Raw genomic sequence first — 22,207 nt, forward strand, 5'->3', positions numbered from 1 at the left:
ACGTAATGGCCGTGTTGGCTGGGAGAGATTGTGGGAAGGATGGTTTAAATTGCAAACCATCCTTGAAGGTTATGAGCTAGCCAAGTCTCTTGATCTAGAAATGTGATCAAGAGACAGGCATGTTGCGGCCTTTTTCATTGCAGCCTCTTTTTCTAAAAATCTGTCATTTATTTGTTGGCACTATTATTGCTTTTATTAGTTTAGATAATTTTATTAGTAAGGTTAGTGTTATGGACAAAATGCTCTATATCGCAATGTCGGGTGCAAAGCAAAGCTTGCGCGGCGTCGCTATAAAGGCCAATAACTTAGCCAATGCCAATACCACAGGCTTTAAAGCTGACTTTGCGCAAGCGCGTTCCATGCAAGCCTTTGGTGAAGGCTTGCCAACGCGTGTGTTTGCCATGCAAGAGCGCCCTGGTACGAATATGACAGCAGGCCCCATTGTTGAGACTGGTCGTGATCTGGATATATCCGTCTCACAGAAAACTTGGATCAGCGTTATGGACCAAGGTGGCAACGAGGCATATACCAAAGTAGGTACATTTAACATTCGTTCCGATGGTGCTTTAGTAACCAGTCACGGCCGTCAGGTTATTGGCGAGGGTGGGCCAATTATTTTGCCTATCCCAGTTGATAAGGTGGTATTTAGTGACGATGGCTCTATTCAAGTTCGCCCTCAAGGGGCGCCAGCGAACTTTATGGAAGTAGTCGATAGATTAAAAATTATCGAGGCAGACAACGGCCAGCTAGAAAAAGGCAATGATGGTTTGTTTCGACCAAGAGAAGAAGAGCTTGTGAATGGCTTATGTGGGTTTTGTGATATTTCTCCTACCGCTCGCATTATGAGCGGCACCTTGGAGCGTTCAAACGTGAACCCAGTGCATGAAATGGTTGACATGATTAATCATCAGCGTCAATTCGAAATGCAAATGAAATTAATGAAGACCGCAGAAGAGATAGACGAACGTCATGTATCTTTACTGCGTATCGTCTAACCGAGTGAGGTAATAGTTATGAACCCAGCATTGTGGATCAGTAAAACAGGCTTAGATGCTCAACAAACAGATATTGCTGTTATTTCCAATAACCTAGCGAACGCCAGTACTGTTGGATATAAAAAGAGTCGTGCGATTTTTGAAGATTTGCTATATCAAAACATCAATCAACCAGGTGGTCGCTCATCGCAAGATACAGAACTTCCTTCTGGTTTAATGCTTGGCGCAGGTTCTAAGGTTGTAGCAAACCAAAAGAATTTTTCGCAAGGCAACATGCTTAGCACAGAAAATACATTAGATTGGATGATCCAAGGCCCTGGCTTTTTTGAAATCCAAATGCCCGATGGCACAACGGCATACACTCGCAACGGTCAGTTTACCACTGATGAAGAAGGGCGAATTGTAACCTCAGGTGCTGGCTTCCCGCTGCAACCACAGATGAACGTTCCAGATGACGCAAAGTCAATTACCATTTCACAAGATGGTGAAGTGTCAGTGTCGATATCTGGTCAAGCGGAAAATGTAGTCATTGGTCAATTGGTCATCAGTGACTTTATAAATCCATCGGGCTTAGAGCCAATGGGACAAAACTTGTACACTGAAACTGCAGTTAGTGGTGCGCCGGTTCAAGGTAATCCAAGTGTTGATGGATTGGGACTGATAGTTCAAGGTGCATTAGAAACATCAAATGTGAATGTAACGGAAGAGTTGGTGAATTTGATTGAAACGCAACGCGTTTATGAAATGAATTCCAAAGTGATTTCATCGGTTGATGAAATGCTTAGTTACATTAACCAACAGTTATAATTTTTAGGGGGCGGTATGCGTGATTTTAGCTTAGCCATTGTGGTAGTTACTTTGCTTGCAGGGTGTGTTTCTACTCAAAATAATGATGTGGTGCGCGATGATCCGTACTATGCGCCAATGTACCCTGAACAAGACGCTGAACCAATTGTAGCAACGGGTTCTCTTTTCAGTCAGCATTTGTCTAACGACCTATACTCAGACAAAAAAGCTTTAAGAACAGGTGACATTATTACGGTTGTTTTACGAGAAACGACAGCAGCGTCTAAAGCGGCTAACAACCAAACTGATAAAGAAACGGATGCAAAACTTAGTCCTATCACAGGGTTGGGTGGTTCAGCCATTAACATCGGCAAAGAAAGTATTCAGTTTGGCTTAGAGTCAGAATCATCTTTTAAAGGTGACTCGCAAGCAAATCAGTCAAATAGCTTATTCGGTAATATTTCAGTAAACGTGATGCGAGTGCTACCAAACGGTAACCTAGTGATCCGTGGTGAAAAGTGGCTAACTCTAAATACGGGTGAAGAATTTATCCGTTTAGAGGGCTTAGTAAGGGCGCAAGATGTCACAGCCGACAATACGGTGGAGTCTAATCGAATTGCCAATGCTAGGATCCAATATTCAGGTAAGGGTCAACATCAAGAGACACAAAGCCCTGGTTGGCTTGCACGTTTCTTTATGAGCACGTTATTCCCATTCTAATAAGGTCAAGATGATGAAAATATTTATTACAGCGTGCATGTTACTTGGGAGCCTTTTCTCCGCAGCAGCTACCGCTGAGCGTATAAAAGACGTCAGTATGATCGAAGGCGTTCGCTCGAATCAGCTTGTTGGCTATGGTTTAGTAGTGGGATTGCCAGGCACTGGAGAGCAAAGCCGTTTCACAGAGCAGAGCTTTAAAGCCATGCTAAGTAGCTTCGGTATTACCATGCCAACTAGTTTGAAGCCAAAAATCAAAAATGTGGCGGCTGTAGCGGTTCATGCTGATCTACCTCCTTTTGTAAAGCCGGGTCAGAAAATCGATATCACAGTGTCTTCTATCGGAAGCGCGGGTAGCTTGAGAGGCGGCACATTGTTACAAACATTCTTAAAAGGTGTTGATGGAAATGTTTATGCCATAGCGCAGGGAAGCCTAATTGTTGGTGGTCTCGGTGCTGAGGGTTTAGATGGCAGCAGAGTTGTGATTAATACCCCAACTGTTGGTAGAGTGCCCAACGGTGCTACAGTAGAACGTGCGGTTAAAAGCCCGTTTACGCAAGGGGATCATATTACCTTCAATCTGAACAGTCCTGATTTTACAACCGCCAAGCGCCTTGCTGACACCATTAATGCCTTGGTTGGTCCAAATAGTGCGAAACCAATGGACGCAGCTTCAGTACGGGTTATCGCACCAAGAGACCCTTCACAACGAGTTGCTTATTTATCAACGCTTGAAAACTTAGAGTTTAAGCCTGCGGATACAAATGCCAAAATCATAGTCAATTCGCGCACAGGCACCATCGTGATTGGTAAGAATGTTAAACTGCAGCCTGCGGCTATTACCCATGGTGGTCTAACCGTCACAATTGCAGAGCAGCAAAACGTATCTCAACCGCAAGCTCTGGGTGGAGGTGATACTGCCATTACACAGCAAAGCATCATCGATATAGACTCAGACGACTCTCGCGCTTTTGTGTTTGACCCAGGTGTAAGTCTTGATGATTTAGTCAGAGCAATAAACCAAGTTGGCGCGGCACCGGGCGACTTAATGGCTATTTTAGAAGCCTTAAAAGAAGCTGGGGCAATCAATGGTCAATTAGTCGTCATTTGAAGTTTTATTTTTAATCAAACAGTTAGCCCCGAAATGTCGGGGCTTTTTTTTGGCTCGCTTTTTGCATTTATATCAATATGAATTTTTACAGTGTGTCGTTGAGCAGATGAATACTAATCCGTTAGACAATCAGAACTTTTTTGACTTAGGAGATCTTAACTCTCTACGTCAAGACGCCTTGAAAAGCGGCACTGATCAGCAAGCGTCCAATGAAGCGCTAAAAAAAGCTGCGCAGCAATTTGAATCTATTTTTACTCAGATGCTGCTCAAAAGCATGCGTAAAGCCAATGAGGCGATGGAAGATAAAGATAGTCCGTTTAACTCAAGTAGCGTGAAGTTCTTTGAAGAAATGCATGATCAACAATTATCAGTGGAGCTTGCTAGCAAAGGTAACTTGGGTCTAGCCGAACTGATAGTTCAACAACTTGCGCCTAACGGCGAGGGTTATACGCCGGCATCAGTATTACGCACAAATGCGGACTTACAAAGTGACAGGTTAGTTAACGATAAAGTATCTGTTAAAGGAAAAGAAGCTGCAGTGAATTCATCACAGCAAAGTAGTAGTTTTGAGGATCCTGAGTCATTTGTCGGTGCCTTATGGGATCACGCAAAAGAAGCGGCACAAAAGATTGGTTTGAATCCTGCGGTAATGATAGCGCAAGCGGCTTTAGAGACAGGCTGGGGAAAGCATGTTGTTACCAAAGCTGACGGTTCAAGCAGTCATAATCTATTCAACATTAAGTCTGATAAGTCGTGGCAGGGTGAAAGTGCCAAAAAGCTGACATTAGAATTTGAGCAAGGTCTTCCTGTGAAGAAACAAGCACACTTTAGAGCCTATGACTCTATTAAAGAAAGTATTAGCGACTATGTGGATTTCTTGCAAAGCAATCCAAGGTATGAGCAAGCACTGAAAAAAGTGAAAGAACCGGCCCAATATTTAGACGCCTTGCAAGAGGCAGGCTATGCGACTGATCCTAATTATGCGCAAAAAATTAAAGGCGTACTTCAGCGTGGCGAGTTTAAGCAAATGTTGACGTCACTTATTCGTCAAGGAGTAAATTAAGATGTCTTTTGATCTTATGCAAATTGGTACCAGTGGCGTTCGAGCAAGCTCTGAATTGTTGCAAACAACCAGTAGAAATATCTCCAACTTAAATACCAAAGGCTATATTCGAGAGCGCACCGAGCATGCAACAACGGTTGGAAATATGGTTGGCCGCCCAGAAACTGTCCGATTGATTAATGATTTTGCGGCTAAGCAGCTAAATCGTGATATCTCAAATAAAGCCTATTACGATCAGTTTGTTACCGAGTCTTCTCGTATTGATACGCTTTTTGCTGAAGAGTCAAACAGCTTGAGTACCAGCATAAATACTATGTTTAATAGTCTGCAAGAGGCAATGAACCAACCGGCGTCAACAGTATCGCGTTCATTATTTATGAATTCTGCACAGGGCTTAGTTGAGCAGATGCATCGTTTATCAAATATTGTATTTGACCAAAAAAGCGTTGTTAATGAACAGCTCAGTCTCTATACAGATGAAGCAAATAGCCTAATTGAAAAAATCAGCCAGTTGAATAACAAAGTAGCATCTACCTATACGAGCGATGACCACACAGTTGCACTGTCGGTTCTAAATGAACGAGACCAAGCAATCCGAGATCTGTCTGCATTAGTTGATATTGAAACCCTTGATGGTTCTAATGGTGAAAAGCTGGTGTTTCTTGGCAGTGGTCAAGCCTTAGTAATGGAAAATGGGACATTCAATGCTTTTGCGTTAGATGGCGATCCAGATCCTAACGTTAAAGATTTAAAATTGGATGTTCGCAGTGGTAAAGCCATTGCGCTGGATGTTGATTTGGGCTCACTAAAAGGGAAAATAGGTGGGTTGATGGCATTTCGTGACGATATCCTACAACCGGCACAAAACCAGCTAGGCCAGATAGGCATCGCCATTGCGGATGCTTTTAACCAGCAAAATGCTTTAGGGATGAATTTAGATGGCAATTTGGGTGGAAATATTTTTAGTATTCCAACTGTGCAGGGCTATGCGTTTCAAAACAATACTGGTACGGGTGTCGTAAATGCGACATTAGAAACGGGCCTTGGTAGATCTTTGCCTGCCACTGATTTTCAGGTGACATTTTTAACTGCAACAACGGTTGAAATTTCTGCAATCGATAGTGAAGGAAACGTGATAGGTACGCCGTCAACTGCGAATGTCACGGCTGGTGCCATCAACTCTGGTACGATTACATCTGGTGAATCATTTGGTTTAGATATGACAGTGACAGGAGCGGCTGCCGCAGGGGATAGTTTTGTCGTGAAGCTTAACTCGATTGCTGCAGGTTCATTGGAGCTTGCAACACAAAGACCAGAACATTTGGCCTTAGCTTCCCCTATTCGAACCGAAGTGAGTGCGAACAATATAAGTACCGCAAGCATCTCGGCCGGAGTTGTGAGCAATACTAGTAATATCAATGCGGGCCCCCCAATTGCGTTGGCACAAGGTGATATCACGATTACTAAAACAGCTGTTGCTAACCAATATCAAATTGTGGATGGCAGCGGCACAAATTTAGTAACGATTACACCGCCCGCAAACAGTTTCTTGAATGCTGCCGGCGCTCCTTATAATGCTTACGGTTTTGATTTTAATATTGAAGGACAGCCTGCTACGGGTGATGTTTTCACCATAAAAGTAAATAGCAATGGTTTTGATGATAACCGTAATGGCTTAGCACTTAGTCAGCTAAAAGATGATGAGCTAGTAAGGCAAGGCGTTGTAGCAAGCGCGGATAACTTTAAAACATTTAACGAATCATATGCTGGTTTAGTGACAGAAGTTGGGGTGATTGCGAATCAAGCCAAAACCAATGGTGCAGCTTTTGACGCTTTGGCAACGCAATCAGAGACATGGTTTGAGTCGATTTCTGGTGTAAACTTGGATGAAGAAGCTGCCAATTTATTACGTTTTCAGCAGTCTTACTCAGCTTCAGCACAGATCATTTCGGCTGCACGTACTATATTTGACACCTTATTGAGCGCGGCGAGGTAACAGTTATGCGATTATCCAATAATTTAATGTTTAGAAATAACCTAAATACCATTTTGAGTAATCAAGAAGAAGTTAACCGAGCTCAGCAGCAAGTTAATACGCAAAAGCGTGTACTTACAGCATCAGATGACCCATCAGCGATCGCTAACTCAATGCTTTATACCGACAAAATTCAATCTAATGAGCAGTATGCCAAAAGCTCTTCGATGCTAAGTAGCCGCTTAGAGATGGAAGAAAGTGTGCTTGAAAATATTAAAGGTGCGATTTCTAAGGCGCAGGTTCTAACGATTCAAGCCGGTAATGGTGCGCTTTCTGATTCGGATAGAGAGGGGTTATCAGCTGAAATAAACTCACTCAAAGAGTCTATTTTTGAACTGATGAACTCAAAGTCAGAGGATGGTGGATACATATTTGCCGGTTACCAAGATAGCAAACAAGCGTTTGTGTATGATAGTGGCGCTGGAAAATATGTGTACCAGGGTGACCAAGGCCAGCATAGTATCAAGGTAGCTGAAGGAATAAGTATTAAGTCTAGCGATAATGGCTTTAACGTATTTGAAAAAGCCAGTAAGCGTTTAGATGTTGATAAAACTACGATAGTACCTGCTACAAGTAAGGTTTATGTGCAGCAGCAAGGTGCTTTTGATAACTTTCACAAGGCTAACTACAACGCTGATCCAACAGCGCCTGCGAATGCTAATACGGTAACAATCAATTTTACCTCAGCTACCACATATGACTTACAAGTAGGTGGAACGACGATTCAGTCGGGTACTTATCAAGGTAATAAAGTCAGCGTAAATGGCATGGATATTACTTTTACAGGCACACCTGCGAGTATTGACTTTGACTTAGAAGCACCTGCAAAACAAAACGTACTGAATACTTTGGATGATTTAGTTGCCATACTCAATACTCCAAATTTGGATCAAAATGACTATAAGCAAGCACTTGCAGATGCAAATGTCGGTTTAGATAATGCGAAGAATTTGGTATCTCAAACACAATCGGTATTGGGTGGCAGACTTAACACCACAAAGCGCATTGAAGCGGCAAACTCAGATCTTGATATCAACAATAAGTTGTCTAAAGCGAACCTAGTAGAGTTAGATATGGCAGAGGCCATCACTGAACTCACTAAACATGAAACAGCACTTCAGGCCTCACAAGCAACGTTTGGCCGTTTATCTAGCTTGTCCTTACTAGATTACATCAGATAATTGTTTGCTGCCAAAATTCTGGCAGCATTCACCTTTTTACATCAACTTTTTAAGACTTTTCTATATTAGTAATTGTTTTAATTAGTGAAAAACACTCATCTTTTAAAAGTAACTATTCCTGAATGCGTTCAAAGGTATATATATAACATTTTGATTTTTTCCATAAAAAACAAGGGATTAGTATTTTTTTTAAAAAAATACTAAAGGATTTTTTTTGCTGCCCGATAACTTAAGTAACCAAGCTGGAGAATAAAAACGAATTCGAAGGCTTAAAGTTTAAAGTTTAAAGTTTGAGAGTAAACACAAAGTTTACATTGGGAGAACTATCATGGCACTTTATGTAAATACTAACGTAAGTTCATTGAACGCACAAAGACAATTAATGAATTCTGGTAACGCATTAGATACATCATTTAAACGTTTATCTTCTGGTTTTCGTATCAACAGCGCAGCTGACGACGCGGCAGGCCTACAAATTACAGACCGCTTGAGCTCACAAATCAATGGTCTAAATCAAGGTAACCGCAACGCAAACGACGGTATTTCTCTTGCACAGACTGCTGAAGGTGCGATGGATGAAGTAACTTCAATGTTCCAACGTGTTCGTACTTTAGCACAACAAGCAGCGAACGGTTCTAACACTGATGAAGACCGTTTAGCGATTCAAGAAGAAATTCGCTCACTAGCGGCAGAAGTTAACCGTGTTGCAGCTGACACAACGTTTGGTGGTCAAAACTTACTAGACGGTTCGTATCAAGCCAGTTTCCAAGTAGGTGCTGATGCTGTACAAACAATCGGTTTCAGTATGAAAAATGTTGGCAGTACTGCTGCAGCAAATGGTATCTCAGCTAATAATGGTTTCACATTATCAGGTATCGCAGGTATCGCTAGTGCAGTAACGAGCAAAGGTTTAACAACGCTTGCGGCAGGTGTGTCTGATATCTCAAATGCAGCAATTGCGGCAACAGATGACTTCCAGACAAGATTCAGAGAAACTAGTATCAGTGTATCTTCACAAGCTAATGCTCAGTTCATTCTTGCTGGTATGGACGCGATGATTGCGGTAGTTGACAAAAAACGTGCTGAGCTCGGTGCGGTTCAAAACCGATTCCAGTCTACGATCCGTAACCAAGCTAACGTTTCGGAAAACTTATCAGCAGCAAAATCTCGTATCAAAGATACAGACTTTGCAACAGAAACTGCAAACTTAACTAAAATGCAGATTCTACAACAGGCAAGTCAGACTATCTTAAGTCAGGCTAACCAACGTCCTCAGGCTGCTTTAAGTCTTCTAGGATAATAAATAGGAAAGGTGGTGTCCGTACTTGATGGGGTATTAGCACGGACACCGAATTGGATGATAAAGCGGAGGAGCTTACAATCCAATAAGTTCATCAATTCAATGAACACATATTTACTAGCATAGACCGTGCCAATATCTATGCTAGTTTATTGACACTTACTCTCAAATTTCAATATAAGGGGCCGAAAGGCCCCTTTTTTTGTATTCCAAACTTTCTATTTCCTATGAATATTAAATTGGCCCGCCTTTTGCATTTACCTCCAGTAAGAAAACAAAATATGGTGCAAGTGGCAATTTTTTGCCCCGTCGCAAAATAATATGGCGACAAAAATAGCCGCTTTGTATTGAGTAATTTAAAGTCGAAGAAATTTGGCTTTAGCTTGAAATAGAGAGAAATAGTTATGGCTTTATTTGTAAATACTAACGTAAGCGCTCTAAACGCTCAGCGTCAATTAACGAATTCAGGTAACGACTTAGATACGTCATTTAAACGTCTATCTTCAGGTTTACGAATCAATAGTGCGGCAGATGATGCGGCAGGTCTACAAATTACCGACCGTTTGCAATCTCAGATCTTGGGTTTAGAACAAGGTAACCGAAATGCGAACGATGGTATTTCTTTAGCACAAACCGCTGAAGGTGCTATGGATGAGATGACATCTATGTTCCAACGTATTAGAACGTTGGCACAGCAGGCAGCAAACGGCTCGAATACTGATGAAGACCGACTTGCTCTGCAAGAAGAGGTACGTCAACTTGCTGCTGAAGTAAACCGTGTGGCAAGTGATACCACATTTGGTGGACAAAACTTACTTAATGGTTCATATGCAGCAAACTTCCAAGTAGGTGCGGATGCAATACAGACTATCGGCTTTAGTATGAAATATGTTGGTGGCACTGCAGCCGTAAATGGCTTGTCGGCAAATAATGGTTTTACCTTATCTGGTATCGCTGGTATTGCAAGTGCAGTAGGTAGTAAAGGTTTGACTACGCTAGCTGCTGGTATATCTGATATTTCTGGTGTAGCAATCGCAGCTACAGATGACTTTGCGACTAAGTTTAGAGAAACCAGTATTAGTTTATCTTCACAAGCCAATGCTCAGTTTGTATTTGCGGGTATGGATGCAATGATCGCTGTGGTTGATAAGAAACGTGCTGAACTCGGTGCGGTTCAAAACCGATTCCAGTCTACAATTCGTAACCAAGCTAACGTTTCAGAAAACTTAGCATCAGCAAAATCGCGAATTAAAGATGCAGACTTTGCATTAGAAACAGCGAAGCTGACGAAAAACCAAATTTTGCAACAAGCTAGCCAAACCATTTTAGGTCAAGCAAATCAAAGACCTCAAGCGGCGTTAAGCTTGCTTCAGGGATAAAATTAAAAAAAATTAAAATTTTTTATAAATAAAGCTAAAGCTTTCGCTTTATCAGACGATAAACGAGTTAGAGAACTATAAATCTAGGACTCTAACCATGAGTGGTTACAGGGTAGGGGTATCCCGTAACAACTCACTATAAATGATAAAGCGGAGGCTGTTATGGCTATTTATGTAAATACTAATGTGAGTTCTTTGAACGCACAGCGCCAGTTAGATAGATCTGGTAGTGCTTTGGATACTTCTTTCCAAAGATTATCTTCAGGTCTTAGGATCAACAGCGCAAAAGATGATGCTGCGGGTATGCAGATCACAAACCGTTTGACCGGTCAGGTTAATGGTTTAAATCAAGGTAACCGTAATGCGAACGATGGTATTTCTCTTGCGCAAACTGCTGAAGGTGCACTTGATGAGGTTACCTCAATGTTCCAGCGTGTTCGTACGTTGGCACAACAAGCGGCAAACGGCTCTAACACAGATGAAGACCGTTTAGCGTTGCAAGAAGAAATCCGCTCATTAGCGTCAGAAGTGAACCGCGTAGCGGAAGATACTACTTTTGGTGGCCAAAACTTGTTAGACGGTTCATATAAAGCAAGTTTCCAAATTGGTGCTGATGCAGTACAAACAATCGGTTTTAGCATGAAGAATGTTGGTAGTACTGCTGCAACGAACGGTATCTCAGCTAATAATGGTTTCACATTATCAGGTATCGCGGGTATTGCCAGTGCGGTAGGCGCTAAAGGTCTAACGACTCTAGCCGCTGGTGTATCTGATATTTCAGGTGTAGCTATTGCAGCAACTGATGACTTTGCAACCAAATTCAGAGAAACCAGTATCAGTGTATCATCTCAGGCGAATGCTCAATTTGTGCTTGCAGGTATGGATGCAATGATTGCTGTAGTGGATAAGAAACGTGCAGAGCTTGGTGCGGTTCAAAACCGTTTCCAATCAGCTATCCGTAACCAAGCAAATATCTCAGAGAACCTTGCAGCAGCGCGTTCTCGTATTCAAGATACTGACTTTGCAACAGAAACCGCAAACTTAACTAAAATGCAGATCTTGCAACAGGCAAGTAGCTCTATCTTGAGTCAGGCTAATCAGCGTCCTCAGGTAGCGTTGTCATTACTAGGTTAAGATGGTAATGCATTGCGTTAGGCTCAGATGTTACGCGTCTGAGTTTAACGTATGCTATATTTAAGGTAGTATCTGGAGGTCTATCATGAGCGATTTTGACGTTTCAAAAAGTAGTGTCGGCATTTTGACGCCCGCTATTGCAAAAGACAAAGATGCCAGTTCTGTAGCTTTTCAGCGTCCAGTGGAAAACACGGCTAAGCTGGCTAAACAGCAGCAAGAGTCATCTGAAAATTTAACACAAGAGCGTCAAGCGCTTTTGGATGACGTGAAGAAAAACTTAGATAAGTTGAATGAAGTATTGCCAATTACTTCAACTAATTTATCGTTTGAATTTGATGAGACAGGTAGCCCACCATTTATTCGTGTTATTGACCGTGGAAATGATGAGGTTATTCGAGAGATCCCATCAGAAGAGTTCCGTGAAGTAGCTAAAGCTTTGGACGAGTTTGCCGATAAACTAGCTAACAAGGGCTTTTTATTTAATGAAACGGCTTAGATTGCAGTAAGTTTGGAGGTAACTCATGCCATTAATCACACAAGCGGGTATCGGTTCAGGTTTAGACCTTGAAAGTATAATTCAAGCGTCTGTACAGGCCGAGAGTGCTCCTAAGCTTCAAGCCTTCCAAAAACGGCAAGACTCGCTAAAGGTTGAGTTATCAGCAATTGGAGAGGTTAAATCTGCAATTTCTAAACTTAAAGATAGCATTGAAAAACTTGCTGATCCCAAGAACTTCGGTAAGCGTGTTGCAAACATCACACAGCCTACATCGGGCGACATTATTAGTGTTACACCGACTAGCGATATTTCTGTCGGGACATTTGATATTGCGGTGACGCAGCTGGCTATGGGCAGTAGGTTAAACTCTACCGATGGTGCGTTTAGTGCTACAACTGATGTTGTAACGGCTTCTGGCGGTACGCTCACATTTGGTGCGGGAACAGGCAATAATTTTAGCGTGACACTTAATGCGGGCGCAACGCTTGCAGATTTGCGTGATGCTATCAACAGCTCAGAAACTAACTTTGGCGTAACAGCAAATATCGTGAACACAGGTGTTGTAGGTGTCGGCTCAAAGTTAGTCCTCACTTCAAATGTTACGGGTAACGGTAATGGACTTACAGTCACTTCTGACACGGCTGAATTAGATTCAGTGAGTACGTCGCCATTTGCGGGAGGGACCGCAGGGATGACTGAAACACAAGCGGCCCAAGATGCAATTATTACGGTAGACGGCTTAACAGTAAACAGCAGTACAAATACGTTTAAAGATGCTGTTCAAGATATGACGATTAAAGCGTTAAAGAAAAGTGAAGATGATGGCACGGGTAGTCCACAAAAAGCGAAACTTAATGTTGAATATGACAGAGAATCCGTAACCAAACTAGTCGATGATTTAGTCAGTACATATAACAACTTAATTGGCAACATTGGCTTTCAAACACGGATTGGTAAGCCGCTAAATGGTGATTCCACAATGCGAGGCCTGCGTGACCAGCTAATTAACACGCTTGGTAGAGAGATTACAGGAGCAGGCCCATTTAAATCGATCTTTGATATTGGGTTGACGGTCGATAATGATGGCTATTTAGAAAAGTCTTCATTGGTTCGAAGCCTTAATGAAGCGATGGACAATAATTTTGATGATATTGGCAAGGCTTTTGCAGGAGATAATGGTGTAGCTAAAGACTTAAAGACATTGCTTGGTAACTACATTGATTCAGGTGGTATTGTTAAACAGCGAGAAACTACGCTAAATGGTCAATTAGATGAACTGAAAGATGATGTAGATAGTTTCCAATACCGAATGAAGTCTTTCGAAGAAGGTCTTCGTAAAAAATATGCAGGCTTAGATGTATTGTTAGCACAAATGCGATCAACGCAGTCATATTTAGGTGCTCAGTTGGCGAGTTTACCAGGATTTACTAAATCTAAGTCTTAACGTTTTGGCAATTGTAAGATAACAGACGAATTTAAAGGTGAGTTATGTATAACGCTAAAGTAAAAAACTACCGCAAAGAAGCACTGAAAACACGTGTAGCTGGTGCGGATCGTTTTGAAATTATCCAAATGCTAATGGCGGGGGCTGTTGAAAAAATGGTGCTTGCAAAAGTTGCGATTGAAAAAAAACACCTTGAAGCAAAAAGCGAACACTTGTCTAAAGCGTCTGCGATCATATCAGCATTACGTGGTTGCTTGGATTTTGAAGTAGGTGGTGAAGTAACTGAAAACCTTTATGCACTATATAGCTACATGCTAGATAGACTACTTGATGCCAGTCTAGAGAATAATCCTGAAATTATTGACGAAGTCTGTGTGTTGTTAAAAGAAATTAAATCTGCTTGGGATGCGATTCCTCACGATATTCGAGAACAAACGCTTCGCGAAAATGGTGCTGATGCACATGTTGGCTAAGCAGCTTTCAGATCTTGAAGAGCAGCTTAATATGCTAAAGTTGCTTTTGCAAGATAATGATTTGGAAGGTTGCGCAAAGGCGTATAGTCAATTAGACAAAGACGTTCGTCGTGTGTTTCATGGCAAGCGAGACTTTTCAGAGTCTGATCTAGAGGCTTGTCAGCAATTTTACGATAATTTCACTCAAATCACTTCTACGATTGTTGAACAAAAAAAATCGTTGGCCAAAGATATCGGGGCGCATTTGAGCACCCAAAAGAAGTTGAACGTATATAAAAGCATGAAGTAGGTAATTAATGACCAACAACAATTCCGTCGAAGAACAGCTCGAATCGCTATCATCGAAGTTAGAAGAGACTGCCCTGCAGCAACGACGAGAACAAGAGTTCGCAGATGAGGCAAATCTAAAGTTTGAAGAAAACCTACTTGCCTTTAAAAAGTATTTTCCAGAAATTTTTGAAAAATATCTGCACTACGTGCCAAGCGAAAAGTTTCAGTTTATTCTCAATGATAACGGTACGGTAAATATCATCGATTACGATACTGGCGTACCAATGTATTCAGATGATCCTCTCACACAAGTTAGAGATCAAATAGAACAAAACCTTAAAAAGCCCACCTTAGGCAAAACAGATCATTCATCTGTCGCTAATTTAGAAAATGAGATTGGTTTTTCTCACATAGACTTGATGAAGAACATGGGCAAAGTTTTTGCTGATGTTAAAGGCAAGCTTGCCTCTAATGAACGATTGGATGAAACCCTCCCTAGCTGTATGCTCTTTGGCGTTGGCTTGGGGTACCATTTGGTCGAAATTTTCGAAAATAGAAAAGTTAGTTTTATCAGTATTTTAGAACCAAATGAAGACTATTTTTTTGCAAGCCTTTTTGTGGCAGATTGGAAACTAGTACTAGAGAAAATTGATGAAGACGGTAGTTTTCTTTACCTAGGGATCGGTAAAACCGAAGAGGAAATTTTTCGAGATATCTATGATAGAAGTCGAAACATCGGCATTGCATCTGTAAGTTACACTTGGTTTTATCAGCACTATCCATCTTCAAAAATGGCAAATTGGATTGAAGAGTTCAAGACTAATTTTCATCAGTTTTTTACCGGTTTTGGTTTTTTTGATGATGCCATTATGGGTATCGCACATACGCTAGGTAATCTTGATAATAACTTTAACCTCCTGGACAATAGGCAACCAATGGATAAATCCGTTGCAGATTTTCCAGTGTTTATTGTTGCAAATGGTCCATCCCTTGATCAAGAAATAGAGTTTATTAAAAGCGTACAAGATCAGGTCGTTGTTGTGTCGTGTAATTCTGCTTCTACGGCACTTGTTAAGCATGGAATTATTCCGGATTTCCATGTTGCTTTAGAAAGAACTGAGATGACTCACGACTTTTTACGGGATTTCTTGAGTGAAGAAGCTCGTAGCAAGATGAACTTGTTGATCACCAATGTTATGCACCCGTCTGTACAGAGTTTGTTTCCTTGGACTGGTTTTGGGTTGAAAGGAAACGAGTCATCGACTCAGCTGATACATTTAGCAGAGTTTTTAGATGGTAAATCAATTACTGAGGTTTTGTCGTATTGCAACCCCTTGGTAGGTAATACCGCACTCAGTTATGCCTGTCACTTAGGTTTTAAAAACATCTACTTGTTTGGTGTTGATAATGGTTATGTTGATGAAGAACATCACCATTCGAAATCGAGTTTTTACTATAAGAGTACCGGTGAAGTAGCTCATAAGCCGCTTAAGATAGGGAAGCAGATATCATTGCCAGGTAATTTCGCGCCATCAGTTCTTACTGACGAGTTCATGTGTGTTGGAAATATACAAATGGGCAAGTTGCTTAGTTATTTTAAACGCAAAGGTGTTCAGGTATTTAACTGTAGTAACGGTGCAAGAATTGAAGGAACTTTACCGCTACCCTCCGATTTATTGGTTTTAAACTCTACAAAGTTAGCAAAACAACAAGTTGTTGAATATGTTAAAAATGAGCGTTTTGTTGCGAGAGATTACAGTGAGAAAGTCGAGCCTTTACTACACTTTGATGAGTTTGCTCAGTTTTGCCAAACATTCGCAAATATTTTGCGAGAGCCTGCAAACGTTCGTTCAGAGGCGTTGGAAAATATGCTTAAGAGTATTCGCTATCTATACTCATTCAAGCACTCCGTTAATTATTTAAACCTATTCTTACTGCTTGAAGGTGAAGCGCTTTATACCACCTCACTACTCATCTCACTACTTTATAACTATGGTGATAAGCAAGAAATCATGCCGTTTTATAATCAAGCGTTAGGGTATTGGATTGAGTTTGTAGAAAATGCGCCAGATTTTTATCGCGATAACGTGAGAGTCTGTAAGTAACAATAAACTAAAACGAGATGGCAATCTCTTCGTTACCGCTTTGTACTAGATAGGCTGTTTTTAAAAAAGCGGTGAATTACAAAGCGGTCAATTCAACACTTTAACTTTTCTACAAAAATTATTGGCCAGTTATATATAATTATAAAGAGCGGTATGCTATTTGCTGTTAAATAGCATTGTGTGCTTGAGTTATACCGTTAAACAAAGGTATTTCAGCACAGTAAATAGCTATTTATTTTTATCAAAACTCCTTAAGCGAAGATTTAAGTATGACGTCAAAAAAACTATCTAAGAGCATTTCGCTTCAACACAAAGCAAAGTCTATTATTCCTGGTTTGACCCAATTATTGTCTAAAAGGCCTGATATGTTTAGTACGGATGTTTGGCCCGGTTATTTTTCAAAAGCAAAAGGTGCAAAAGTCTGGGATTTAGATGGCAGCGAATATCTTGATATGTCAATTTCTGGAATTGGCGCAAATATTTTGGGTTATGCAGTTGATGACATTGATAATGAAGTTATTGCCAATATTCGAAATGGCGTTAGCTCGAGCCTAAACTGTCCTGAGGACGTTGCGCTAGCTGACAAGCTAATAGAACTGCATCCTTGGGCCGAAGAAGTTAGGTATACACGCTGTGGCGGTGAGGCGATGGCTGTGGCCATAAGAATAGCGAGAGCATCGACTGGTAAAGATAAAATCGCGTTTAGCGGCTACCATGGTTGGCACGATTGGTACTTGTCTGCAAACGTCACCAGTGAAAGCAACTTAAATGACCATTTGATCCCCGGTTTATCCCCTAATGGCGTGCCAAAAGCGTTGGCGGGTACTGCATTACCTTTTGCTTTTAACGATATAAATGCGCTCGAAGAATTGGTGCAAAAGCACGGTTCTGAGCTTGGCGCAATCGTGATGGAGCCAATGCGTAATTTCAAAGCACCCGATGAGTATTGGCAGCAAGTGGAAGCGATCGCAAAACGGTTAGACATTCCTTTGATTATTGATGAAATATCAATGGGTTTTCGTATTAATTGCGGAGGTTCTCATTTAGCTTTAGGGATAAATCCGGATATCGCCGTTTTTTCGAAAGCGTTTGCTAATGGCTACGCAATGGCTGCTATTATTGGCAAATCAAAATGGATGGATGCGGCCCAAGTTAGTTTTATCTCAAGTACAATGTGGACGGAAAGAGTTGGACCTACAGCTGCTTTAGCAACAATAAATTACTATCAAAATAATAAAGTACATGAACACCTTGCTCATATCGGCAAACAGATAAAACAAGGGTGGCAACAATTGGCCGATAAGCATGGCCTGAAGATCCACATTTCAGGTATCGATGCGTTATGTCACTTTAACTTAGAATACGATAATTTCTTAACGCTTAAATCTTACTTTATAGAACAAATGCTTAAGCAAGGTGTGTTAGCAACGAATATGTTTTATTGCATGTATGCCCATAAAGATGAGCATGTTGGCCAATATTTAAGTGCAGTTGATAATGCATTTGCTGCATTGGCTATTGCACTTGAACAGCCAAGTGTTATGGCACATATCATTCCGTCAACATCAGGTTTTAAAAGGTTGAATTGATATGAAGACTCTCACATCTGAGCGATTCTTAATGCGATTTCTGACTCAAGATGATGCTACTGAGCAATATATCGGTTGGTTAACGTCACCCGTTAGTGAGTTTATAATTAACAAGCCTGTGTCAATTGCTGAGCTTAGACAATATATAAGCGAGCAAGAAGCTGATAGCAATGTGTATTTCTACGGAATTTTTACGTTAAATGACAGCAAACACATTGGTAATATCAAGTTCATTGTAAAAGAGGGCCTGTCACCGAGCTTTGAAATGGGCATATTAATAGGTGAGTTAGATTGGCATGGTAAAGGCGTGGCTAAAGAGGTGATTGAGTGTTTTGCAGCACATGCAAAAAAACGGCTTGGTATATCTAAAATGACGCTCGGAGTAGATCAAGCCAATAAATCTGCGGTTGTTGCGTATGAGAAAATTGGCTTTACCGCAGTAGATGATGGACGAACAGATAATGGTTTGACAATGAGCTGGGAGTTTTGATGAACAAAGTAACGGAGCCCAATAGCCTTATTAGTGCTTTGATGAAAAAAGACTTTTATATAATTATTCAAGCTAGAATGACATCAACACGATTGCCAAAGAAAGTAATGCTGCCGCTTGCAAAGCAAAGTATTTTAGAAGTTATGTTAGAACGCTTAGACGTTTTTAAAGAACGCATAGTGATTGCTACGACAAATGATGGTAGCCAGCAACCGATTGTAGATTTGTGTAAGCAACTTGGCATTAAATACGTTGAGGGAGACACGAATAATGTTTTGAGTCGTTACTTTTTGGCAGCTCAGTCTGTGAACGCAAAACCAAATACTGTGCTGGTAAGATGTACCAGTGATTGTCCGCTCATTGATAAAATAGAGTCTGCACGAGTCATAGCGCATTTTTTTGAGGTGATGTCTGAATACGACTATATTTCTGCCGGGCCTCACTGTGGTCTTCCGAATGGGTTTGATACGGAAGTGTTCACCTTTAGTGCCTTACAAACTGCGTATGAAAATGCTACGGAAGACTTTGAAAAAGAGCATGTTACCCAATATATCTGTCGTAATTTACGTGTTGCCCCGTACTCTAGAGAGCCAGATCTGAGCCATTGGCGCTTAACACTAGACGAACCGGCAGATTATCAAATGATAAATGAAATTTATAAACAATTTGAGTATAGAACCGACTTTGGCTTTGATGAATTAAAAGAAATGTTAGCCAAACATCCTGATATACTTAAAATAAATGAACACGTAGAACAAATTCAAGTTGGGTAACATGTTTAAAAAAGAGTTTAAGATTGATAATACGTGGGTGGGACATGATCATCCTAGTTATATCATCGCCGAAATGTCTGCAAATCATGGGCAGTCTTTAAGCCGAGCAAAGGAGTTAGTGTATGCAGCAAAAGAGGCAGGCGCTAATGCGATCAAGTTGCAGACTTATACAGCAGACACTTTGACCATGGACTGTGCCCTCGCGCATTTCGAGGCAACAGGGCCTTGGAAAGGCCAATACTTGTACGATTTATATAAACATGCATACATGCCTTGGGATTTTCATGCGGAGTTGTTTGAATTAGCAGAAAAAATTGGAATTACCTGTTTTTCATCTCCATTTGATAAAAGCGCTGTTGATCTACTTTCTCAGTTAAATGCGCCTGCGTACAAGATTGCGTCGCCAGAGTTAATCGATCATCAGCTGATCCGTGATGTTGCAGCAACCGGTAAGCCCGTCATTTTGTCAACAGGGGGGGCGACACTGGCGGAAATAGCGGAGTCTGTCAAAGTTGCTCAAGATGCAGGTATTACTGAACTATGTTTGCTCAAATGTACAAGTACCTACCCAGCGCCTGCTGAGTCTATCAATTTAAAGACTATCCCACATCTCAAAGAGGCTTTTCATGTTCCTGTTGGTTTGTCTGATCACACACTAGGGAACGATGTACCACTTGCGTCAATTGCTGTGGGGGGATGCATGATTGAAAAGCATTTTGTTATGGACAAGAAAGATAACACCGCAGACAGCTTTTTTTCGATGACTCCGGATGAACTAAAGGCGCTCGTACACGGTGTTAGACAAATTGAGCTAGCATTAGGTACCGTTCACTATCCCAGTGAGCCTTCAAAAGCGAGACGCTGTGTTTATGCGGCAAAAGATATCAAAGCGGGAGAAGTGTTAACAGAGTCTCATTTAGTGCAAAAGCGCCCAGGAGGTGGTGAGTTAATGCCCAAAGATCTGCCTTTAGTAATTGGGCGTACAGCTAAAAACTCGCTTCCAAGAGGAACGCAGCTAAGTTGGAAGGATTTATTGTAAATGAGTACACAAGCTCTCTATTGTTTCTTTCAAGATTTTTTTGAAACCAGAGGGGTAATATTGCCCGCTGAGATTGACGGTTATAACTTTATTACTAGTGGCGTATTAGACTCATTTGAAGTGTTGTCATTGATAATGCAGATTGAATTAGAGTTTTCGGTGTCTTTTTCACCAGAGGAATTACTTGATGAAAAAAATGCCACTATTGGTGGTTTGATCAGTAGTATTCAGGCGAAACTTTGATGTTTGCATTTCGAATTAATAGCAAGCAAGGCATCGGCCATTTTATGCGCTGTAAGTGGCTTGCGCTTGAATTACAGCATCGAGGTTATGAGATAATTTTTTTCTTGGATAATAATCCAGCAATAGAAGTGTTAGCTGAACAACTTCCTTGGCCTGTTTTATATTTACCTGCTTTATCCCAAAAAGAAGATGCACAAATGCTATTGTCGGCTTTGTCAGCAAACGCTGAGCAGTTTAGGATTGTAGTTGATAACTACGAACTTGGGGTCGAATGGGAAAAGGTCATAAAAGCGAGCAATGCAGAACTTATTGTAATTGATGATCTTGCGCGAGAGCACGTCTGTGATTGCTTAATAGATCAAAAATATACGACAGAGATGCACACTCGCTATCAAAATAAGGTGCCAGCTAATTGTAAATTGATACTCGGGCCTGAATATGCGTTACTTGCCCCCCAGTATCAGAATGTGGAATCTAAGCAAGCGTTAGCAAATAAGAATATTATGTTCTCACTTGGTGGAGGAGGAGATTGGTTGTTGCTGTCGGCTCTGATAGAGCAACTAGCCATGTCATTGGATAATACAGTTGAAATAACAGTAGTATTCGGTCCTCAAGCCATTAATAAAAATAGTGTATTGCGTCTTGTTGATCGGTTTACACAACTCAAGGTGGTTGACTCGCCAAATAGTTTTTTGCCATTTTACAAAAAAACACAGTTATTCGTAGGAGCATTAGGAACATCATTGTATGAACTAATGGCAACACGTACTCCTGCATTAACCTTCGCAATTGCAAACAATCAACAGAACATGAGCGAAGATTTAGAGCAGTTAGGGCACTATTTTCATCTTGAGCATTTGCTTAGTTTACCCGTTGAACGCCAGATCAAGTTGATAGAGACATTGTTAAGCAATCATAAGCGTATAGAAAAGCTAACGAGCAATGCATCTTTTAAAATAGATGGTTTGGGCGTTGAGCGCGTGGTTGATAAATTACTAGGCACTCATGATGTGAAAGAGGATGAGCACCATGCAAAAGCTGCCAGCTCAAATCAACAAATCATCATTGCTCACGATTTATCGTATAGGCCTGTGCAGGACATCGATATAATGGCCTATTTACGTGCGAGAAATAAGCCAAACAATGCTTCTAAAATGACAATTAGTAATGCAATTGAAGTTGATGAGCATATTTGCTGGTGGTTTAATAATCGTCGCCAGTCTTATGTTATCTATAAAGCGGCACAACCAATCGTATTTATTTGGCATCAAGAGTTAGAGCTGCAACAGCAGCAATATATAATCGGCGGCTGGTTTACAATTGACGAGGATGTTTCATTTCCTGAAGCTCTAATGATTTTGAAATGGCAGCTAGAATATACTCAAAAAGTGGCACCTGAAGCCAGATGGGTTGCAGTCATACATAAAGAAAACAAGTTTGTTAGGTTACTCAATCAATATATGGGCTTCGAAGATGTCTCTCCCCAAAGTGCAAGCTACAAAGCGATTGAGTTTGCTTTTCCCCATGCTACGCCACAATATTTTTACTACATTGACCGTGCACCTCATAAACAGGTGAAATAAT

General features: G+C 41.0%; 21 protein-coding genes. All 21 read left to right on the forward strand.

Annotated features, from left to right (window positions below; all coding sequences use genetic code 11):
- The first annotated feature begins 230 nt into the window (after positions 1–230).
- Positions 231–995, forward strand: coding sequence for a flagellar basal body rod protein FlgF (locus HC733_RS07840; protein ID WP_171625844.1), 765 nt, complete (start codon positions 231–233; stop codon positions 993–995).
- Positions 996–1,013: 18 nt separating this feature from the next.
- Entirely contained in the window at positions 1,014–1,802 is a 789-nt protein-coding gene (gene flgG / locus HC733_RS07845) for a flagellar basal-body rod protein FlgG (protein ID WP_190364501.1), read from the forward strand.
- Between the two features lie 15 nt (positions 1,803–1,817).
- Positions 1,818–2,501, forward strand: a complete 684-nt coding sequence (gene flgH, locus HC733_RS07850; protein ID WP_190364502.1) for a flagellar basal body L-ring protein FlgH — start codon at positions 1,818–1,820, stop codon at positions 2,499–2,501.
- Positions 2,502–2,514: 13 nt separating this feature from the next.
- Positions 2,515–3,609, forward strand: coding sequence for a flagellar basal body P-ring protein FlgI (locus tag HC733_RS07855; RefSeq protein ID WP_190364503.1), 1,095 nt, complete (start codon positions 2,515–2,517; stop codon positions 3,607–3,609).
- A gap of 106 nt (positions 3,610–3,715) precedes the next feature.
- A complete protein-coding gene (flgJ, locus tag HC733_RS07860; RefSeq protein ID WP_190364581.1) occupies positions 3,716–4,672 on the forward strand; it encodes a flagellar assembly peptidoglycan hydrolase FlgJ in 957 nt (318 codons plus the stop codon).
- 1 nt (position 4,673) lies between these two features.
- Positions 4,674–6,668, forward strand: coding sequence for a flagellar hook-associated protein FlgK (flgK, locus tag HC733_RS07865; protein WP_190364504.1), 1,995 nt, complete (start codon positions 4,674–4,676; stop codon positions 6,666–6,668).
- A 5-nt stretch (positions 6,669–6,673) separates the two neighbouring features.
- On the forward strand, positions 6,674–7,888 hold the full coding sequence (gene flgL, locus HC733_RS07870) for a flagellar hook-associated protein FlgL (protein ID WP_190364505.1): 1,215 nt from the start codon (positions 6,674–6,676) through the stop codon (positions 7,886–7,888).
- A 328-nt stretch (positions 7,889–8,216) separates the two neighbouring features.
- Positions 8,217–9,188, forward strand: a complete 972-nt coding sequence (locus tag HC733_RS07875) for a flagellin N-terminal helical domain-containing protein (RefSeq protein ID WP_190364506.1) — start codon at positions 8,217–8,219, stop codon at positions 9,186–9,188.
- Between the two features lie 404 nt (positions 9,189–9,592).
- Positions 9,593–10,567 carry a flagellin N-terminal helical domain-containing protein gene (locus HC733_RS07880; RefSeq protein ID WP_190364507.1) on the forward strand — a complete coding sequence of 325 codons (975 nt, stop codon included), beginning with the start codon at positions 9,593–9,595 and terminating at the stop codon, positions 10,565–10,567.
- Between the two features lie 162 nt (positions 10,568–10,729).
- Positions 10,730–11,701 (forward strand): flagellin N-terminal helical domain-containing protein, encoded by a 972-nt coding sequence (locus HC733_RS07885; protein ID WP_190364508.1) that lies wholly within the window; start codon positions 10,730–10,732, stop codon positions 11,699–11,701.
- Positions 11,702–11,786: 85 nt separating this feature from the next.
- A complete protein-coding gene (locus HC733_RS07890; RefSeq protein ID WP_190364509.1) occupies positions 11,787–12,197 on the forward strand; it encodes a flagellar protein FlaG in 411 nt (136 codons plus the stop codon).
- Between the two features lie 25 nt (positions 12,198–12,222).
- A complete protein-coding gene (gene fliD / locus HC733_RS07895; RefSeq protein WP_190364510.1) occupies positions 12,223–13,641 on the forward strand; it encodes a flagellar filament capping protein FliD in 1,419 nt (472 codons plus the stop codon).
- Positions 13,642–13,685: 44 nt separating this feature from the next.
- Entirely contained in the window at positions 13,686–14,114 is a 429-nt protein-coding gene (gene fliS, locus HC733_RS07900; protein ID WP_190364511.1) for a flagellar export chaperone FliS, read from the forward strand.
- Positions 14,104–14,403 (forward strand): hypothetical protein, encoded by a 300-nt coding sequence (locus HC733_RS07905; protein ID WP_190364512.1) that lies wholly within the window; start codon positions 14,104–14,106, stop codon positions 14,401–14,403. The genes fliS and HC733_RS07905 overlap by 11 nt, the downstream gene beginning before the upstream one ends.
- A 7-nt stretch (positions 14,404–14,410) precedes the next feature.
- A complete protein-coding gene (locus tag HC733_RS07910) occupies positions 14,411–16,489 on the forward strand; it encodes a motility associated factor glycosyltransferase family protein (protein ID WP_190364513.1) in 2,079 nt (692 codons plus the stop codon).
- 269 nt (positions 16,490–16,758) lie between these two features.
- Positions 16,759–18,078, forward strand: a complete 1,320-nt coding sequence (locus HC733_RS07915) for an aminotransferase class III-fold pyridoxal phosphate-dependent enzyme (protein ID WP_190364514.1) — start codon at positions 16,759–16,761, stop codon at positions 18,076–18,078.
- A 1-nt stretch (position 18,079) separates the two neighbouring features.
- Positions 18,080–18,568 carry a GNAT family N-acetyltransferase gene (locus HC733_RS07920; RefSeq protein WP_190364515.1) on the forward strand — a complete coding sequence of 163 codons (489 nt, stop codon included), beginning with the start codon at positions 18,080–18,082 and terminating at the stop codon, positions 18,566–18,568.
- A complete protein-coding gene (locus HC733_RS07925) occupies positions 18,568–19,341 on the forward strand; it encodes a glycosyltransferase family protein (protein WP_238937498.1) in 774 nt (257 codons plus the stop codon). The genes HC733_RS07920 and HC733_RS07925 overlap by 1 nt, the downstream gene beginning before the upstream one ends.
- Position 19,342: 1 nt before the next feature.
- On the forward strand, positions 19,343–20,380 hold the full coding sequence (pseI, locus tag HC733_RS07930) for a pseudaminic acid synthase (protein WP_190364516.1): 1,038 nt from the start codon (positions 19,343–19,345) through the stop codon (positions 20,378–20,380).
- Positions 20,381–20,623, forward strand: a complete 243-nt coding sequence (locus HC733_RS07935) for an acyl carrier protein (protein ID WP_190364517.1) — start codon at positions 20,381–20,383, stop codon at positions 20,621–20,623.
- Positions 20,623–22,206, forward strand: coding sequence for a UDP-2,4-diacetamido-2,4,6-trideoxy-beta-L-altropyranose hydrolase (pseG, locus tag HC733_RS07940; RefSeq protein WP_190364518.1), 1,584 nt, complete (start codon positions 20,623–20,625; stop codon positions 22,204–22,206). The genes HC733_RS07935 and pseG overlap by 1 nt, the downstream gene beginning before the upstream one ends.
- Position 22,207 lies beyond the last annotated feature (1 nt).

This window comes from Pseudoalteromonas sp. S16_S37, assembly GCF_014694405.1.
Classification (GTDB): Bacteria; Pseudomonadota; Gammaproteobacteria; order Enterobacterales; family Alteromonadaceae; genus Pseudoalteromonas.

Coding starts and splice junctions, on each gene's coding strand:
- HC733_RS07840 (WP_171625844.1), top strand. CDS start 231: ATGGACAAAATGCTCTATATCGCAATGTCGGGTGCAAAGCAAAGCTTG.
- flgG (WP_190364501.1), top strand. CDS start 1,014: ATGAACCCAGCATTGTGGATCAGTAAAACAGGCTTAGATGCTCAACAA.
- flgH (WP_190364502.1), top strand. CDS start 1,818: ATGCGTGATTTTAGCTTAGCCATTGTGGTAGTTACTTTGCTTGCAGGG.
- HC733_RS07855 (WP_190364503.1), top strand. CDS start 2,515: ATGAAAATATTTATTACAGCGTGCATGTTACTTGGGAGCCTTTTCTCC.
- flgJ (WP_190364581.1), top strand. CDS start 3,716: ATGAATACTAATCCGTTAGACAATCAGAACTTTTTTGACTTAGGAGAT.
- flgK (WP_190364504.1), top strand. CDS start 4,674: ATGTCTTTTGATCTTATGCAAATTGGTACCAGTGGCGTTCGAGCAAGC.
- flgL (WP_190364505.1), top strand. CDS start 6,674: ATGCGATTATCCAATAATTTAATGTTTAGAAATAACCTAAATACCATT.
- HC733_RS07875 (WP_190364506.1), top strand. CDS start 8,217: ATGGCACTTTATGTAAATACTAACGTAAGTTCATTGAACGCACAAAGA.
- HC733_RS07880 (WP_190364507.1), top strand. CDS start 9,593: ATGGCTTTATTTGTAAATACTAACGTAAGCGCTCTAAACGCTCAGCGT.
- HC733_RS07885 (WP_190364508.1), top strand. CDS start 10,730: ATGGCTATTTATGTAAATACTAATGTGAGTTCTTTGAACGCACAGCGC.
- HC733_RS07890 (WP_190364509.1), top strand. CDS start 11,787: ATGAGCGATTTTGACGTTTCAAAAAGTAGTGTCGGCATTTTGACGCCC.
- fliD (WP_190364510.1), top strand. CDS start 12,223: ATGCCATTAATCACACAAGCGGGTATCGGTTCAGGTTTAGACCTTGAA.
- fliS (WP_190364511.1), top strand. CDS start 13,686: ATGTATAACGCTAAAGTAAAAAACTACCGCAAAGAAGCACTGAAAACA.
- HC733_RS07905 (WP_190364512.1), top strand. CDS start 14,104: ATGTTGGCTAAGCAGCTTTCAGATCTTGAAGAGCAGCTTAATATGCTA.
- HC733_RS07910 (WP_190364513.1), top strand. CDS start 14,411: ATGACCAACAACAATTCCGTCGAAGAACAGCTCGAATCGCTATCATCG.
- HC733_RS07915 (WP_190364514.1), top strand. CDS start 16,759: ATGACGTCAAAAAAACTATCTAAGAGCATTTCGCTTCAACACAAAGCA.
- HC733_RS07920 (WP_190364515.1), top strand. CDS start 18,080: ATGAAGACTCTCACATCTGAGCGATTCTTAATGCGATTTCTGACTCAA.
- HC733_RS07925 (WP_238937498.1), top strand. CDS start 18,568: ATGAACAAAGTAACGGAGCCCAATAGCCTTATTAGTGCTTTGATGAAA.
- pseI (WP_190364516.1), top strand. CDS start 19,343: ATGTTTAAAAAAGAGTTTAAGATTGATAATACGTGGGTGGGACATGAT.
- HC733_RS07935 (WP_190364517.1), top strand. CDS start 20,381: ATGAGTACACAAGCTCTCTATTGTTTCTTTCAAGATTTTTTTGAAACC.
- pseG (WP_190364518.1), top strand. CDS start 20,623: ATGTTTGCATTTCGAATTAATAGCAAGCAAGGCATCGGCCATTTTATG.